The organism is Labrys sp. WJW (assembly GCF_001676615.1).
Lineage (GTDB): Bacteria > Pseudomonadota > Alphaproteobacteria > Rhizobiales > Labraceae > Labrys > Labrys sedimenti.
Genome location: NZ_LYXZ01000013.1, coordinates 111,486 through 126,954 on the forward strand (window position 1 = coordinate 111,486; position 15,469 = coordinate 126,954).

At 61.5% G+C, this 15,469-nt stretch carries 17 protein-coding genes; 7 read left to right on the top strand and 10 right to left on the bottom strand.

Going from position 1 to position 15,469, the window contains the following annotated elements; all coding sequences use genetic code 11:
• The first annotated feature begins 2 nt into the window (after nt 1-2).
• The 5 genes from trbL to BA190_RS08260 are packed head-to-tail and all read left to right on the top strand — an operon-like array spanning nt 3 to nt 4,408.
• The gene (gene trbL, locus BA190_RS08240; RefSeq protein ID WP_068285066.1) at nt 3-1,349 is read left to right on the top strand and encodes a P-type conjugative transfer protein TrbL; all 1,347 of its coding nucleotides are present in this window, start codon (nt 3-5) and stop codon (nt 1,347-1,349) included.
• The gene (gene trbF, locus BA190_RS08245) at nt 1,346-2,035 is read left to right on the top strand and encodes a conjugal transfer protein TrbF (RefSeq protein WP_068285068.1); all 690 of its coding nucleotides are present in this window, start codon (nt 1,346-1,348) and stop codon (nt 2,033-2,035) included. The genes trbL and trbF overlap by 4 nt, the downstream gene beginning before the upstream one ends.
• Nucleotides 2,032-3,018: a P-type conjugative transfer protein TrbG gene (trbG, locus tag BA190_RS08250; RefSeq protein ID WP_068285070.1), complete on the top strand. Its 987-nt coding sequence runs from the start codon at nt 2,032-2,034 to the stop codon at nt 3,016-3,018. The genes trbF and trbG overlap by 4 nt, the downstream gene beginning before the upstream one ends.
• The gene (locus BA190_RS08255; protein WP_068285072.1) at nt 3,015-4,157 is read left to right on the top strand and encodes a TrbI/VirB10 family protein; all 1,143 of its coding nucleotides are present in this window, start codon (nt 3,015-3,017) and stop codon (nt 4,155-4,157) included. Before trbG ends, BA190_RS08255 begins: the two co-directional genes overlap by 4 nt.
• A gap of 2 nt (nt 4,158-4,159) precedes the next feature.
• Nucleotides 4,160-4,408: a DUF2274 domain-containing protein gene (locus tag BA190_RS08260; protein ID WP_068285314.1), complete on the top strand. Its 249-nt coding sequence runs from the start codon at nt 4,160-4,162 to the stop codon at nt 4,406-4,408.
• A gap of 15 nt (nt 4,409-4,423) precedes the next feature.
• Here BA190_RS08260 and BA190_RS08265 read toward each other — a convergent pair whose 3' ends face one another.
• The 5 genes from BA190_RS08265 to BA190_RS08285 form a co-directional block, all read right to left on the bottom strand.
• Nucleotides 4,424-5,428: a LysR family transcriptional regulator gene (locus tag BA190_RS08265; protein WP_068285074.1), complete on the bottom strand. Its 1,005-nt coding sequence runs from the start codon at nt 5,426-5,428 to the stop codon at nt 4,424-4,426.
• 242 nt (nt 5,429-5,670) lie between these two features.
• A complete protein-coding gene (locus tag BA190_RS08270) occupies nt 5,671-6,852 on the bottom strand; it encodes an ATP-binding protein (RefSeq protein ID WP_068285076.1) in 1,182 nt (393 codons plus the stop codon).
• A gap of 92 nt (nt 6,853-6,944) precedes the next feature.
• A complete protein-coding gene (locus BA190_RS08275) occupies nt 6,945-7,187 on the bottom strand; it encodes a helix-turn-helix domain-containing protein (protein WP_068285317.1) in 243 nt (80 codons plus the stop codon).
• A 74-nt stretch (nt 7,188-7,261) separates the two neighbouring features.
• A complete protein-coding gene (locus BA190_RS08280) occupies nt 7,262-7,948 on the bottom strand; it encodes a GntR family transcriptional regulator (RefSeq protein ID WP_082979567.1) in 687 nt (228 codons plus the stop codon).
• A gap of 8 nt (nt 7,949-7,956) precedes the next feature.
• Entirely contained in the window at nt 7,957-8,766 is an 810-nt protein-coding gene (locus BA190_RS08285) for an arylmalonate decarboxylase (RefSeq protein WP_162275068.1), read from the bottom strand.
• Nucleotides 8,767-8,821: 55 nt separating this feature from the next.
• Here BA190_RS08285 and BA190_RS08290 point away from each other — a divergent pair, with 55 nt between their 5' ends.
• Together BA190_RS08290 and BA190_RS35780 are read left to right on the top strand one after the other, a co-directional pair.
• Nucleotides 8,822-9,970 (top strand): Xaa-Pro peptidase family protein, encoded by a 1,149-nt coding sequence (locus BA190_RS08290; RefSeq protein WP_068285080.1) that lies wholly within the window; start codon nt 8,822-8,824, stop codon nt 9,968-9,970.
• 46 nt (nt 9,971-10,016) lie between these two features.
• A complete protein-coding gene (locus BA190_RS35780; RefSeq protein ID WP_068285081.1) occupies nt 10,017-10,739 on the top strand; it encodes a GntR family transcriptional regulator in 723 nt (240 codons plus the stop codon).
• Between the two features lie 15 nt (nt 10,740-10,754).
• Here the strand turns inward: BA190_RS35780 and BA190_RS08300 are convergent, their stop codons facing one another.
• The 5 genes from BA190_RS08300 to BA190_RS08320 are packed head-to-tail and all read right to left on the bottom strand — an operon-like array spanning nt 10,755 to nt 15,442.
• The gene (locus tag BA190_RS08300; protein ID WP_068285083.1) at nt 10,755-12,161 is read right to left on the bottom strand and encodes an amidase; all 1,407 of its coding nucleotides are present in this window, start codon (nt 12,159-12,161) and stop codon (nt 10,755-10,757) included.
• On the bottom strand, nt 12,158-12,391 hold the full coding sequence (locus BA190_RS08305) for a hypothetical protein (RefSeq protein ID WP_068285086.1): 234 nt from the start codon (nt 12,389-12,391) through the stop codon (nt 12,158-12,160). The genes BA190_RS08300 and BA190_RS08305 overlap by 4 nt, the downstream gene beginning before the upstream one ends.
• Entirely contained in the window at nt 12,388-13,203 is an 816-nt protein-coding gene (locus tag BA190_RS08310; protein ID WP_068285088.1) for an ABC transporter permease, read from the bottom strand. The genes BA190_RS08305 and BA190_RS08310 overlap by 4 nt, the downstream gene beginning before the upstream one ends.
• Nucleotides 13,200-14,375, bottom strand: a complete 1,176-nt coding sequence (locus BA190_RS08315; protein ID WP_068285090.1) for an ABC transporter permease — start codon at nt 14,373-14,375, stop codon at nt 13,200-13,202. The genes BA190_RS08310 and BA190_RS08315 overlap by 4 nt, the downstream gene beginning before the upstream one ends.
• Nucleotides 14,372-15,442 (bottom strand): ABC transporter substrate-binding protein, encoded by a 1,071-nt coding sequence (locus tag BA190_RS08320; protein WP_068285091.1) that lies wholly within the window; start codon nt 15,440-15,442, stop codon nt 14,372-14,374. The genes BA190_RS08315 and BA190_RS08320 overlap by 4 nt, the downstream gene beginning before the upstream one ends.
• Nucleotides 15,443-15,469 lie beyond the last annotated feature (27 nt).

The following is a 15,469-nucleotide window of genomic DNA, read 5'->3' on the forward strand; positions in this document are numbered from 1 at the left end:
GCATGGGTGGCAGCGGCGTCATCGACAATTTCCTCGCGGTCTTCACCCGCTACATCGACTCCGGCTTTGGTCTGCTCGGCGGCGAGGTCGGCTTCATCGCGTCCACGCTGATCGTCATCGACGTGACGCTGGCGGCGCTCTTTTGGAGTTGGGGCGCCGATGACGACATCATCGCCAGGCTGGTGAAGAAGACGCTGTTCGTCGGCGTCTTTGCCTATCTCATTTCCAACTGGAACAATCTGGCGAAGATCGTCTTCGAGAGCTTCACGGGTCTCGGTCTCAAGGCCAGTGGCACGGGCTTTTCGACGGTCGATTTGATGCGTCCCGGCAAGGTGGCGCAAACCGGCCTCGACGCCGCCCGTCCCTTGCTCGAGTCCATCTCCGATCTTATGGGCTGGGTCGCCTTCTTCGAGAACTTCATCCAGATCGCCTGCCTGCTTTTTGCCTGGGCCTTGGTGATCCTCGCTTTCTTCATTTTGGCGATCCAGCTCTTCGTCACATTGATCGAGTTCAAGTTGGCAACGCTGGCAGGCTTCGTGCTGATTCCGTTCGGCCTGTTCGCAAAGACCGCCTTCATGGCCGAGCGCGTGCTCGGCAATGTCATTTCCTCCGGTATCAAGGTCCTGGTGCTCGCCATCGTCATCGGCATCGGCTCGACCCTGTTCGATCAGTTCACCCGCGGCTTTGGCGGACAGACACCGACCATTGACGATGCCATGGCCGTGGTTCTTGCTGCGTTGTCACTCCTGGGCCTCGGCATCTTCGGTCCCGGTATCGCCAATGGCCTGGTCTCCGGTGGCCCGCAGCTTGGCGCAGGTGCCGCCGTCGGCACGGGGCTCGTTGCCGGTGGAGCCGCCCTTGCCGTCGGTGGCGGTGCGATGCTGGCCGCGAGGGGAGGGGCCGCGGCGCTCTCCGGCGGAGCCGCTGCCATCCGTGCCGGCGCGACCGCAGCCGGCTCTGCGAACACGGCCTATTCGCTTGGCGCCTTGGGAAAGTCCGGGGCGTCCGGTGCCGCCTCTGGGTTCGGCGGCGTGGCACGCGCGGCGGGAGTTGCGTCTATCTCTCCGCTTCGCAGAGCCGTTGCAAGTGGTGAAGCCAGCTACGCTGAAGGTGTCAAATCCGGTTTCAGCGCGACAGGCGGCTCCTCGACCATGGGAACTGTTAGCCGTGCGGCTGAGACTTCGCCTTCATCGAGCCAGGCTGCGACGACCGTATCCGGCCAGGCGCAGCGTCTTCGCCGATCCATCCATACAGGACACGCCGTTCAGACAGCAGCCCATGCTGTTCGCTCCGGCGACGGCCACGGCGCCAGCTCCTCCGTCAATCTCTCTGAAGGCGATCGCTCATGAACCCTTTCCGGCGGCATGCCGCGCATTATGGCAAGACTCCCGAACCCGAGACCCCATACCAGAAGGCTGCGCAAGTCTGGGACGAGCGCATCGGTTCGGCCCGCGTGCAGGCCAGGAACTGGCGGTACATGGCCTTCGGATCGCTGATCCTGTCGGCAGGCTTTGCAGCGGCGCTGGTCTGGCAATCGGCAAACGGCACGGTCGCGCCATGGGTGGTTCAGGTCGACAATCTCGGTCAGGCGCAGGCGATCGCGCAGGCCGCGGTCGACTATCGCCCCACCGATCCGCAGATCGCCTGGCATCTTGCCCGTTTCATCGAGCAGGTTCGCTCAATTCCCGCCGATCCGGTCATCGTTCGCCAGAACTGGCTGCGCGCTTACGAATGGACGACGGATCGCGGTGCCGGGGCACTCAACGACTATGCCCGCGCCAATGACCCCTTCACCAAGGTCGGCAAGCAGCAGATAGCGGTCGAGGTGTCGTCGGTCATCCGCGCCTCGCCGGACTCCTTCCGCGTTGCCTGGATGGAACGCCGCTATGAGGACGGCAAGCTTTCGGCGACCGAACGCTGGACCGCGATCCTCACCATCGCCATTCAGCCGCCACGCGATGTCGACCGGCTCAAGGCCAATCCGCTCGGGATCTACGTCAATGCCATCAACTGGTCGCGGGAGATGAGCCAATGAGCTGGCTAAGGATCGGCAAAGACGGCAATCCGGCTTTGCGTAAATCAGCGATGGCGGTTCTTCTGTTGTCTGCCGCCATGCTGGCTGGTTGCGCTACGCCGCAAAAGCCGCCCGAGATCAGCTATGACAAAGACGTGCCACCGCTTCCGCCTGCGCCGGCTGCAGCCACCGATGACCGGCCGCGGCCGTTGCATAATCCGCCGGCCTGGTCGCCGTCGCGCGGTGGCGTAGCTGCCACGGCGCCGACAGCCCGTGTCGAGAATGCCAATGCCGCCGCCCGCGTCCAGCCGCGCCGCGAAGGCTACTACAACGCCATTCAGGTTTACCCGTGGTCTGAAGGCGCGCTTTATCAGGTCTATGCGGCTCCCGGGCAGATCACCGACATCGGGCTTGAGCCCGGCGAGAGCCTGACCGGCACGGGGCCGATCGCCGCTGGCGACACCGCCCGTTGGATAATAGGCGACACCGAGAGTGGATCCGGAGTGACGCGACGCGCTCACGTCCTGGTGAAACCCAGCCGTGCGGCTATCACCACCAACCTCGTCATCACCACCGACCGTCGTACCTACATGCTGGAGTTGCGCTCAGGCGAGAAACCCTACATGCCGGCTGTTTCCTGGGCCTATCCCCGATCGGCCGGCGCAGAGCGCCAAGCGGTGCCACCCGTCCCGGCGATCCCTGCGGTTGCGGCGCGCAATTATCGCTATGGTCTCACCGGTGACAATCCGCCCTGGAGACCCCTTGCCGTCTATGACGATGGCCGGCACGTCTATGTCGAATTTCCACGCGGTATCGTGCAAGGCGAAATGCCGCCGCTCTTCGTCATCAGCCCGGATGGCGAGGCCCAGATCGTCAACAGCCGCACCTACCAGCACATCCTGATTGTCGATCGCCTGTTCGGCGCGGCCGAGTTGCGCCTCGGCAGCAGTGATCGCCAGCAGACCGTCAGGATCGTGCGGACCGATGGAAGGCCTTCGTCATGACCGAGAACGACAATGCTGCGGCCATGCGCTTGCGCGCGGAGCCGCCACGCGTCACCCGTCTGTCGCGCAAGGTGCTGGTTGGCATCGGTGTCGTCGCCTCGCTCGGCGTGGGCGGGGCGCTGATCTACGCTCTTCAAACCCGCAGCGGCGGATCGGGCGGGGAAGAGCTCTATTCCACCGCCAACCGGCAACCCGCCGATGGCCTCGCTGGCCTGCCGCGTGACTACACCGGCCCGATCCTGGGACCGGCGCTGCCCGGTGATCTCGGCCGTCCGATCCTGGACGCGCAGAACAAGGGACAGCCCGTTGTGCCGCCGACCGTTCCCTCGCCGGGTATCGATGAAGCCGAGCAACGCCGGCGAGCCGAGGAAGAAGCTGCCCGCACCAGCACGGTCTTCTTCCAGGCTCGGGCAGGATCGGCGGCAGCGGGAACGACGGGTGGGACTGTACCCAGCCTTGCAGGTCTTGATCTTGCCGGCCAGCCTGGTCAATCAACCGCCCAAGACACGCAACTCGCTTTTCTCAACGCGGCCGCTGATCGGCGCACCGTGACGCCCGATCGCGTCACGCCGCCCGCGTCACCCTATGTGCTGCAGGCCGGTGCCGTCATATCGGCCGCGCTCATTACCGGCATCCGCTCCGATCTGCCTGGCCAGATCACCGCGCAGGTCACGGAGAACATCTACGACAGTCCGACGGGCCGCATTCTGCTCGTGCCGCAGGGCACGCGGATCATCGGCCAATATGACAACAACGTGCAGTTCGGCCAGCGCCGGGTGCTGCTCGTGTGGAACCGGCTCATCCTGCCCAATGGACGCTCCATCGTCCTGGAGCGCCAGCCCGGTGCCGATACGCAAGGTTATGCCGGATTGGAGGACGGTGTCGATTACCACTGGTGGGACCTGGCCAAGGCAGCCGGCCTTTCGACGCTGCTCGCTGTCGGAGCCGAACTCGCCGTCGATGATCAAAACCGACTTTTGCGCGCCATTCGCAATGGCACGCAGGACACCATCAACGAGGCTGGCCAGCAGATCATCCGCCGCCAGCTCAATATCGCGCCGACCCTGACCATTCGGCCGGGTTTCCCCGTTCGCGTCATCGTCACACGTGACCTTGCCTTCGAACCCTACAGAGGATGACCATGACCAAACTGAAGCTCGGGCCGATCGTCGACGACAAGCCCGTCAAGGTGACGCTGGATCTGCCGGCAAGGCTTCATCGCGATCTTGTCGCTTATGCCGAAATCCTGGGCCGTGAGAGCGGAGTTAAACCGACCGATGCAGTCAGGCTGATCGTCCCCATGCTGGAACGCTTCATGGCAACCGATCGCGGATTTACCAAGGCCAGAGGAGCAGGCAAGCCTAGCCAACATAGGCCAACATTGGATTGATGCAGGTCTATGCGATCACGCCTTGCCGTCGGTCCCGCCCTCCAAGCTGCCATGCGGAGCCAGAGCAAGTCGTCCAGGGGGGTCTTGATGTACGAACCTGAGTGATCGGGCGATCTGGAGAAAGTTGCGCAGGGCCGGCTTGTTGTTGTCTGGTAGAAAGATCGCACTGAAGGTAAGGGGAGCGAAAACCTTCGCGATCGGGCGAAACGTCACGCCTGGAAACGACATGGCGGTGGCCGCCTCACTGCACAGACCAAGACATCGCCCCAGCGCGATCTGGCTCATGAGGGCAAGCCGGCCCACCTCACGAACCTCTATTGGCAGAGATATGGCAGCTTGCTTATCGTCCCATCGAAGTGCGTCGATGATCTCGTCGGCCGGCTCGTCCTTACTGATCGAAAAGGAATGCTGGAGGAGATCATGAATACCGATCGAACGGCGCGTCGCCAGGTCGTGGTCAGTGGGCAGGATGGCGAAGACGTCCTCGTGCCATAGCGCTGCCCTGTGGCAGGGCGGCGGAGGGCTCTTTGCGGTGGCGATCATCACGTCCAGCCGCCGGCTGCGGATGGATGCAATATGCTCCTGCTCCTCGCCTTCGGACAGGACCTCCCGGATTGCCGGATAGCGGGACCCGAGCCTGTCCAGCAGGGTGTGAAGCAGGCGTGGGCTGGTGGTCGAGCATACACCGATACGCAACGCCCGGCAGGCGTCGGTCGAGATGGCCATTGCAACTGCGTGCAGCTCTTCCAGCACGGGCTGGGTGCGGTCGAGAAGTTCACGCCCCTGCCTGGTAATCTCGACACCGGCGGACGATCGGACGAAAAGTGGCGTCCCAAGGCGAACTTCAAGATCCTGGATACGCCGGCTGATCGCGGAAGGCTGGATATTCAGTGACGCTGCCGCCCGCCGAAAGCTGCGATGCTCGGCCGCCAGGATGACATAACGAAGGTGGCGCAGATCGATCGGGTTCTGCGCGGATCGCCATCGCTCGATAAAGGCCGTCGACCGTCGATCATGCATTCGCCACCGTGCTTGCTCATGCCCGCCTTGGGCGCTCCAACGTCGCGAAACGCCCTTAAACCTTTGAGATGCCCGTGATTTTGACGCGGATGACGAGGGGCATCCACGTCCATCAGCCCGCGCTGAACACGTGATGGCAAGTTATATTGTCGAATGGATTCGATTGGCCCCACCAGCCTTCCGGCGATCGTTCATTGGGTGCCGCTCTCACGCCCTCTTCGCACGACCACGACAATGCGTGATTATCGGTCGAGCGCCGTCAGCACCGCGAGGAGCGGCTGCAGCCCTATGGCCTCGATCCCGGGCTTGAGCGGAAACCGCTCGTCCCCCGCATAAACAACAAATGATCGGGCGGGTTGAATATCCTGGATCGCCTGATGGAAGCCTTTGCTGATGGTGGGTGCCAGGCTGCGCTTGATTTCGATGGCAGTCAGCCCTTTCGGGCCGTCCAGAATAAGATCGATCTCGGCCCCCGCCGAGGTGCGGTAGAAACTGGGCTGCGCAAACGAGGAAGCCACCGCCAGAATGTTCTCGATGGCAAAGCCCTCCCAGCTGAAGCCGACGACGGGATGGCCTGCCAGCGCATTGGAGTCGCCGATATCGAGCAAGGCATGCACGATGCCGCTGTCGCGGACATAGACTTTCGGCGATTTGACCAAACGCTTGCCGATGTTGGCGTGGAAGGGTTGAAGGCGGCGAACCAATAGGAGGTCAACCAGGAGATCCACATAGGAACTGACGGTCGGGGCGCTGATCGACAAGCCTGCGGCAAGCCGGGACGCGTTGAGCAAGCCGCCCTGGTTGTGCGCCAGCATCGTCCACAGGCGCTCCAGGGTTACGGCCGGAATTCGGGGCCCGAATTGCGGGACGTCTCGCTCCAGATAGGTGCGGATGAAATTGCGCCTGAACGCGAGGCTGTCGGCATCGGAGCCCGCCAGAAAGCTGTCGGGAAAGCCTCCGCGAAGCCACAGCCGCTCTGTCACGGCCGAGAAGGGGGGCGGACCTGCAACTTCCGAAACATCGAGCGGCGTCATCGCGATATATTCGATGCGGCCGGCCAAGCTTTCGCCGGACTGCCGCAGCAAATCGATCGATGCCGACCCCAGGAGGAGAAAGCGGCCGTTGCGATGACCGCGGCGACGGCCCTGGTCTATGAGACCACGCAATTCCTGGAAGATTTCGGGAGCGCGATGGATCTCGTCGAGAATGACCAGCCTGTCCTCATGCTCCTTCAGGTACAAGGCAGGATCTACCAATTTGGCGCGGTCGGCGCGCAGCTCCAAATCGAGGTAGAGAGCGCCGGTTTCCTCCGCAATTTCGAGAGCCAGTGTCGTCTTGCCCACTTGCCTCGGGCCGATGAGAGCAACCGCGGCTTGACGAGCAAGGGCCTGGCGAACGGCAGGATGGATGCGACGATTCAGCATCCTTGTAAATTAAAGAATTAATTTTCGATTTGCAAGGATCGATGACGCCTCGCTTGACCTATCCGCATTGCCGCTCGCCCGCGACGGCGCGATCATTCCGTATCGTGTTTCCTACGCACTTCCATATCGGGAGGCAGGAAGAGTTCGATATCAGGGACGTCGAAGGCTTTAGCGAGCTTGGCGATCGACTTCAGAGTAACGTTCTGAGAGCCACCTTCGATCTTGCTGATTTGTTGCTGGCTGACGTCGGCTTGTTCCGCTAGCTTTTCCTGGCTCAGCTTCAGCGCCTTCCTCATGCGCCGTGCATTTTTGCCAAGAATCTTGCTCAGTTCCATGAGAGCAAGTATCGGCAAAGCCATCGCCGAAGCTTATCACCTATAACATGTAAATGCGCTCAGATAGGCGGATATCAATCTCCGCGTGCACGCTCGACACGCAACAAGCCGAAGGCAATGTGATTGCGCTGAATGTAACCAACCGCTCGCACGTCGCCGGTGGCAAGAGCACGCGCCGTCTCGTCGAGTTCGCTGGCAAAGTCCTCGATCTGCTCGCTCAGGAATGAATGAATGACGCTGTACCAGATCCGCGAAGCTTGGAAGTAGTAGCGCTCGTGGGTTTCGCGCAGGGCCTTGTTTGCGATCAGGCGGTTGGTTGCATGGTGAAGACCGTGGTTGAGGACCCAGAAGGCCTCCAGTTCCCGATCGTTATCTAGGCTTTGCAGGCGCTGACGCAGAAGGTTCACATCACCAAGCGCACCCGGAATCTCAGCTTCGGCGGGGAAATCCCCGATCATCACGCTGAGCCGAAGACGAAACTGGTAGATCTCCTGGAAAGCGAGGTCGTCCAATCCCGTGACGATGGTGCCCACGCCGTTCCGGGCGGCGGCCAATCCGTCATATTCGAGCCGTTGAAGAGCCTGGCGTATCGGCGTGCGGCTGACTGCGAATTCATTGGCGAGCTCGTGTTCGCTCAGTCGCATCTCAGGCGGATAGCGCAACAGGCAAATGCGTTCGCGCAAGACACGATAGATATCCGGAGCCTGCCCCCGCGGGGCGGGAAGGGCAGGTGTCGCTGCGCTCTTGTCTGCAGGCTCCATCGCACGCTCTAGTGATCCTGGAACAGCCTTCCGCAATCGGTACGACGGTCGGTCACGCCAGCAAGCCGAAGACAATCCCACATCATCGCCTGGTTACTGGTTATGACGGGTTTGCCCAACCTTACCTCCAGTTCGGCTATGATGTCGATGGAGCGCAAGGCACCGCAACTGATGAACACAGCCTCTGCTTGTGGATGGTCGACCGATTGGGCGAATTCGAGGATCGTGCGGGGCGCGACCTTGACCATGTCCGCATCATTTTCGATGCCGAGCCCTTGCATGTCGACGATATCGAAGCCTCGCGCAGCCATGTAGGCTTTTTCGATTGCATTGACCTCTGCCAAATAGGGGGTGGCGATCGCGATACGGCGCGCTCCGATCGTATCCAGGGCGCGCATCACCGATGAGATCAAGGACGTTGCCTTGGCTGTGGGTTTGCCACGTTTGAGTTCCGCGAAGACGCGCTGCTCACCGATGACGACACTGCCGGATGTGCAGGCATAGCAAACGACATCGAGATCCTCGTCAGGCAACAGATGCATGGCGGCATCGCCGATGCCGACGGCCATCGCACCGAGCGTAGCGACGCTGATCCGATTGGTCATGGGTGCTCTCGAAAAGTGAATACCCACACCTGGAGGACACAAACGGAACATATCGTCCTCGATCGTCTGCTCCATGGCCAACAGCACGAATCCGATCTTCGCCCGGTCGTGGCGCCCGCGATCGAATTCGATCTTCACGGGGGTAATGTGCCTACCTGTATGCAGCAATTTTTCTCCATCATTGTTTTTTGAGCATATTTCGTTACTTGACATCGGTTTTCCTTCATACTTAATGATTATGTCACCTAAGCTGCATACAGGTTGGAAAATGATAAGTCCATATGCTCAACGCGTGTCCGCCCTATGTGGGGCGATGTCGGATGCGAAAATCGACGTCGCGGTCCTGACTCATCCCGATGCGATCGCTTATTTCGCTGGCTATTGGAATTATCTCGGCATGGAGTTCGGACGGCCGACGATCCTGGTCGTGAAGCCCGGTTCCAAGCCGACGATCATCACGCCGCTCATGGAATCCGAAATGTGCGCTTCGATGAGCTGGATCGAAGACATCAGGCCGTGGACCGATGGTGGCGAGGAATGGCGCAGGCCACTGCGTGATCTGCTCTCGAATGCTGGACAGGCGCGCATCGGGGTGGAAGAGCGCTTTATTCCCAATGTCCTCTCCGCCGAGCTGCAAAATCTCCTGGCACAAAGCCGCTTCGAGGACATCGGTCCGCTCGTCGGTGTGCTGCGTCAGATCAAGTCGCCGCAGGAGATCGCGACCATGCGCCAGGCCGGCGAGGTCGCGGTCGCGATGATGGAAGGTGCTAGGCAGGCGATCGGGCCCGGCGTACCGGAATTTGAAATTGCCCTGGCGGCGATGGCGGCTGGAACGCGCAAGGCTGCCAGCCTGCTTCAAGCGCCGGGCGATCGGTTTGTGTCCCCGCTTATTCACGATCTGCAGATCCTGCAATCGGGCCGCGACACCTGCATGGTTCATCGTCGTGCCTCCACGCGGCGGCTGGAGAGCGGTGATCCGGTCTATCTTTGCTTTTGTGGCATGGTCCGTTTTCGCAATTACAAACTCGGCTTCGACCGTCAATTCTTCGTCGGTCAGGCGAGTGACGAGCAGCTCTATGTGCAGGAAGCCGCTGTTAAGGCTCAGAGGGCGGCTTTGGGAGCAATCCGCCCGGGCATAACGTGCGAAGCGGTGAACCAGGCAGCCGAGGAAGCCTATGCGCAAGCAGGCTTCAAACCCGGTTATCGAACCGGCCGTGCCGTCGGCCTTTCGCTCCTAGAGGCTCCAGAGCTCAAGCGGGGTGAAAGCGCCCTGATTGAAGCTGGCATGACCTTCGCCGTCGATGGCGGCATCACATTGCCCGGAAAAGGAGCGGGGCGGATCGGAGATTCGATCGTCGTCACCCAAGAGGGGTACGATTGGCTGACCCCCTACTCGCTCGATAATTCCATAGTTTGACGGATTTTAGTGAATGAATAAATGCACTGCCGTGCCCCATGCGCCGATGGCGAATGGGGTCGTCGGGGGCAAACGCCGAACCAGCGTCTACTCGACACTCAGGACCCATGCTCTGCATTATCGCTTCAAGCCGGGTCAGCACCTTCCGATCAGCGTCATTGCCCAACTTCTGAGGGTATCAAACACGCCGGTTCGCGAGGCATTGATGCGGCTCCATGCAGAGGGGCTGGTTGATGCCGTTCCCGCCAAGGGGTTCTTTGCCAGAGAAATGCGTCTTCAGGAGATCGCCGAGTTCAACGAGATGCTCTGCGTGATCGTTCGGCATTGCCTTGAAGGTGCAGAACTTGCGGTCTGCCTGGACCTGCGGCGGGATGGCGATGGCGCCATGCCGCCTCCCCAGTTCAAGGCACGCGGTACGGCTTTGAGCCTGACCAGCGAGACTGAAATGCTGTTCGAGGGGCTTGGTCGCGCAACGGGAGAGAAGACAATTCCAATATGCATCCATCGTCTTTGTGAACAGACGCATCATATTCGCCTGCGCGCATTTGAAAGCCGGCGCATCGGCAGCAAGCTGCGCCATGCTTTTGCGCAGCTGGTCGGGGCATTGCGCCGGCGCGATCGCGAGGCGGCTGTCGACAAGCTCGTTGCGTTTTCGCAGCTCTTCGCCCAAGCCTTGCCCTACCTCGTGAGCCAAGCGCTGGCGGCTGCCTATATGGCGGAGCTGACGGATCTTGCCGACTGGGTCACCAGGCAGGGAGAAGCGGCATAACACGCTGCCTGGCGACTATGGATCGTCGCGATGGGATGGCGCCCGCCATCGTACCAACCCAACCCTTTCAAGCATGTGGCCGATCGATAGCAGTCTCCTGTCCTCAAACGGCCTGCCAACCATCTGCAGACCGATCGGTAACCGCGTGGAATGCCGGCCGATGGGAACTGAGAGGGCGGGATGGCCGGTCAGGTTGAACAGGCAGGTGAAGCGAGCCAGAGCGTTGCCAACAGGTTCCTCGGTCTCTCCGATGATTGCCGAGCGTGCTCCTAGTCGCGGTGCCACGATCGGCGTCGTCGGCGTGATCATGACGTCGATGCTGCGAAACAATCGATCGAGCTCGAGCCGCTTGGCCTCCATGAAGCGCAGGGCCTGCACATAGTGCTCGGCGAGCACGAATTGACCTTGCAGCAGGCCATCGCGTACGTCCTCGCCATAAAGCGACGTGTGGGTCTTCAAACGAGACTTGTGCCAGGCGAAAGCTTCCACGAGCTGGATGGCCAGCGAAGCGGTGCGGACATGGTCCATGTCGAGCACAGGCAACGGGACGAGACGCGCGCCCAAATCCTGACAGCGTATCAACACACGATCTACAGCGGCGATGATCTCCGGATCGGCATTGTCGAAGAAATAAGGGCGCGGCACGCCGATCCGCAGTCCCTCCAACGCATTCGCCTCACGGTCATGGCCTTCCGTCGCCGACGGTTCGGTCTGTGGGACTGTTCCTTGTTGTCGTGCCAAAACCTCAAGCACGTCGAGTGCGTCGATACAGGATCGCGTGATCAGGCCGACATGGTCGAGGGACCAGCAAAAGGGGATGACCCCTTGGGTGCCGATCAGGCCCATTGTCGGCTTCAGCCCGACCAATCCGCACAGCGCGGCGGGCACGCGCACCGATCCTCCGGTATCGGTTCCCAGTGCGAAAACCGCGCTCCCTTGGGCAACCGCCACTGCTGACCCGCTGCTCGATCCACCTGCGATGTAGTTTTCGTCATGCGGGTTGGGAGGCGTTCCGAACGTGGCATTCTCGCCGGTGATGCCATAGCTGAATTCGTGCAGATTGGTCTTGCCGATAAGGACGGCCCCCGCTTCGCGCAGGCGCCTTATAGCGCCGGCATCATCGCGAGCATGATAGTCTGCCATCGCCTGTGAGCCGGCCGTGGTCGGCAGGTCGATCGTATCGAAGACGTCCTTGCAGGCGTAGGGAATACCTGAAAGGGCCCCAAGGTGCTCGCGGCGCTCCAGCGCCCTGGCTTGCCTGAGCGCCGTGTCGTCCGCGAGGGTGATGTAAGCATGGCTACGGCGACGCAACCGCCGGGCTCGGCGCAGGCAGGTCTCGGCAAGATCGCTGGGGCTGATGACGCGGGTGGCGATATTCCTGCGCAGTGCACGCAGGGAAGAAGGTACAGAACCGCTTGTCATTTGGGCTCGCAGAAGCAGTAGAGGGACCGTTGTGGAATGGCTACCGCGCCGAAATTGAGATCCGATAAGGCCTGCAAGGCACGAAGAAGATCCTGGGCAGGAGAAACCAGACCGCTGCCGGTAGAGGCCGTCAGTCGAGCAAGGTCGGTCCGTTCCCAGGCATGGCCGGCAAAGACGAGCGACACCGACTCCAGAAAATCGAGTTGCAGAGGCGAAGGTGAGGTGATCATCGCGGCCTCGTGGGCGAAATTTTGCTGCGGACAATGGCGATCACGAGCATGGCGGTCGCGACCAGGACGATGAGCAGTGTTGCCGCAGCCAGGACGGCGGGGCTGAGCTGGTCGCGCATGCCCGACCACATCTGCAGCGGCACGGTTCGCTGATCGTAGCCGGCGAGGAACAAGGCAACGACCGCCTCATCGAAAGACGTGATGAAGGCAAAAAGTGCGCCGGCAATGATGCCGGGGGCCATCAGGGGCACGGTCACCTTGCAAAATGCTGCCAGTGGATGAGAGCCGAGGATGGAAGCGGCACGTAACAGTCGATCGTCGAAGGTTGCCAGCGCGCCGCCGACGGTGACGACGACATAGGGCGCCGCCAGCGCGGTATGGGCCAGGATGATGCCGGTGAAGGTTTGCGTCAGCCCCAGGGGCGCCAGAAACAAATAACTGCCCGTCGCGAAGATGATGATGGGAACGATCAATGGCGAGGAAAGCACGATGGCCACCGTTCCCTTATGCCTGACGGGGAGGCGGCGCAGGCCAAAGGCTGCCAGCGTACCCAGGAGCGTTGCCGCGGGCGTGACGACGGCCGCTATGATCAGGCTGTTGCGGAACGCCAGCTGCCATTGCGGATTGAGAGCGATCTCTCGGTACCAGCGCAGCGACCAGCCGGCTGGATCCAATGTGACCATCTGCCTGGTGAACGAGAAATAGGGCTCGGGATTGAAGGAGAGGGGGATCACGACCAGCACGGGTCCGATCAAAAAGGCGCACACGGCACCGCAAAAAGTCCAGAAAACCATGGATCCCAGACGGTTCATGCTCGTAATCCTCCCCGTTGGGTCAGGCGGGGCAGGACCAGGGCAATCGCCACGACGATGGCGAGCAATACGCTGCCGAGTGCCGCGGCCAGGCCCCAGTTCAAGCTCTTTTGCATGTGGAAGGCGATCTGGTTGGAAATGAGCTGGCCCGTCCGCCCGCCCACCAGCGCCGGCGTGACGTAGTAGCCGAGCGACAGGACGAAAACGAGGACCGCGCCCGAAGCGACACCGGGATAGGTCAGGGGCAGATAGACCCGCCAGAATGTATAGAAAGGTCGCGCGCCCAAGCTTGCGGATGCCCGAACATAAGCGCCCGAGAGTGCCGTCATCACCGAGTAGAGGGGCAGGACGAAGAACGGCAGCAGGACATGCACCATGACGATGACGGTACCGGTCAGATTGTACATCAGCTCCAGCCGCTGATTGTCGCCAAGGAGGCCGCTGGCGACAAGTGCTTCGTTGAGAACCCCCTTGCGCTGGAGAAGCACGATCCATGCGGTGGCGCGCACCAGCAGCGACGTCCAGAACGGCAACATGACGATAAACAGCAACACTAGGCGCAGCCGTGGCCCGGAACGGGCGATCGCATGGGCGAGGGGGTAGCCGAGCAACGCGCAAAGGATCGTCACGATTGCCGCGACGCCGAGCGTGCGCACGAAGAGATCCACATAAATACGCCGGCTTCGGTCCTGAAGTTCGATGCCACCGCCTGCCGTGGCCTTGAGATCGAATGCATTGAGGAAATGAGACGGGGTGAAGGACTGCGTCCGGCTGGCGAGGACCTGCCAGAGCGCCTGCGACCCCCATCGCGGGTCAAGGTCGGTCAGCGGCGCGGTCGGTTGCAGGCTCAGGGCTGTGGCGGTTCGATCGATCAGCGTTCCAAAGCCAGACTGTTCCCGATTAAGCCGCAGTGAAAGGCGTCCCACGGTACCCTGCTCGACTGCCGCCCTTAGATCGGCCCGGACGCCATCGAATGCAGCAGTCGGTGGCGCACCATTCCCGTTCCACGTCGACAGGGCCGCCCGTGTCCGCGGCATCATGTCGGCGAGTTCGGGGTCGTAGACACTGCGCGCCAGCATCAGCGCGATGGGGCCGATGAAGGTCAGGATAATGAAGGCGAAGAGAGGCAGGACTAGGAGCCAGCCCGTTCGCGTGGTGGGCGCGATCTTCATTGCGATAACCAGGCCGCGTAACGCTCATTGACGGCATCGCCGTGCTCCATCCACCATTTGGCATCGAAGGCAAGTGCACTTTGGAAATTACCAGGCGCCGTGGGCAGATTGGCGGCCAGTGAAGGATCGACCAGGGTTTGGGCCGAGCGCCGCACCGGCCCATAGGTGAGGTAGCGCGTTTGCATCGCAAGCGGTTCGGTGCCGGTCGCAAACGCGACAAAGGTCTTGGCATTGTCGCGCTTTTTGGTGCCGGCGACGATCGCATAATAGTCGGCATTCCAGATCTGGCGGTCCCAGATGATGGCAAGAGGCTTCTTGTCGTCGGTGATCGCCCCTTGAATGCGGCCGTTATAGGCTGCCGAGACAGCCACCTCGCCATCGGCCAGGAGTTGGATCATCTGGGCACCGGTTTCCCAGAACACGGCCTGATCCTTGATGGTGTCGAGCTTGGCGAAGGCGCGATCAAGACCTTCGGGCGTGCCCAAGGTCGCATAGACGTCCCTGGCCGCCACGCCATCGGCCATCAACGCCCATTCGAGCAAGGCGTTGGGTCGTTTGGGCAGACCGCGTTTGCCGGGAAAGGTCTTGAGGTCGAAAAAGTCCTCGAGCGTTTTCGGCTTGGCCCCAGGGAATGCGGTCTGGTTGAAGGCTATGACGTTCGACCATACGACCGAGCCGACGCCGCAAGGCTGCAAGGCCTCCGGCAGGAAGTCTGCTTTCGCCGGCGTGCCATCGCTTCCGGCCGGAAGGCTGGCCGGATCCACTTTTTCAAACAGGCCGTCCGCGCAGCCCCGCTCAAGATCCTGCTGCTCGACGTCGACCACGTCCCAACTGACCGTCCCCGATCGGACCTGCGCGATCAGTTCAGCCAGACCTCCATTATAGTCGACCGATTGAATGCCAATCCCGGTCTTTGCCGTGAAGGGCTGGTATTGTGCCTTGGTCTGGCTGGCGGTGTATTGGCCGCCATAGGAGACGACGGTGAGCGTGTCGGCGGCCCGTGCCGGCGCCGTCGAGGCGAGGAGTAGTAGGCAATAGGACGCACATACCGTCTGACGACAGTTCATTTCGACCTCCGGATGGATGGAATGGGT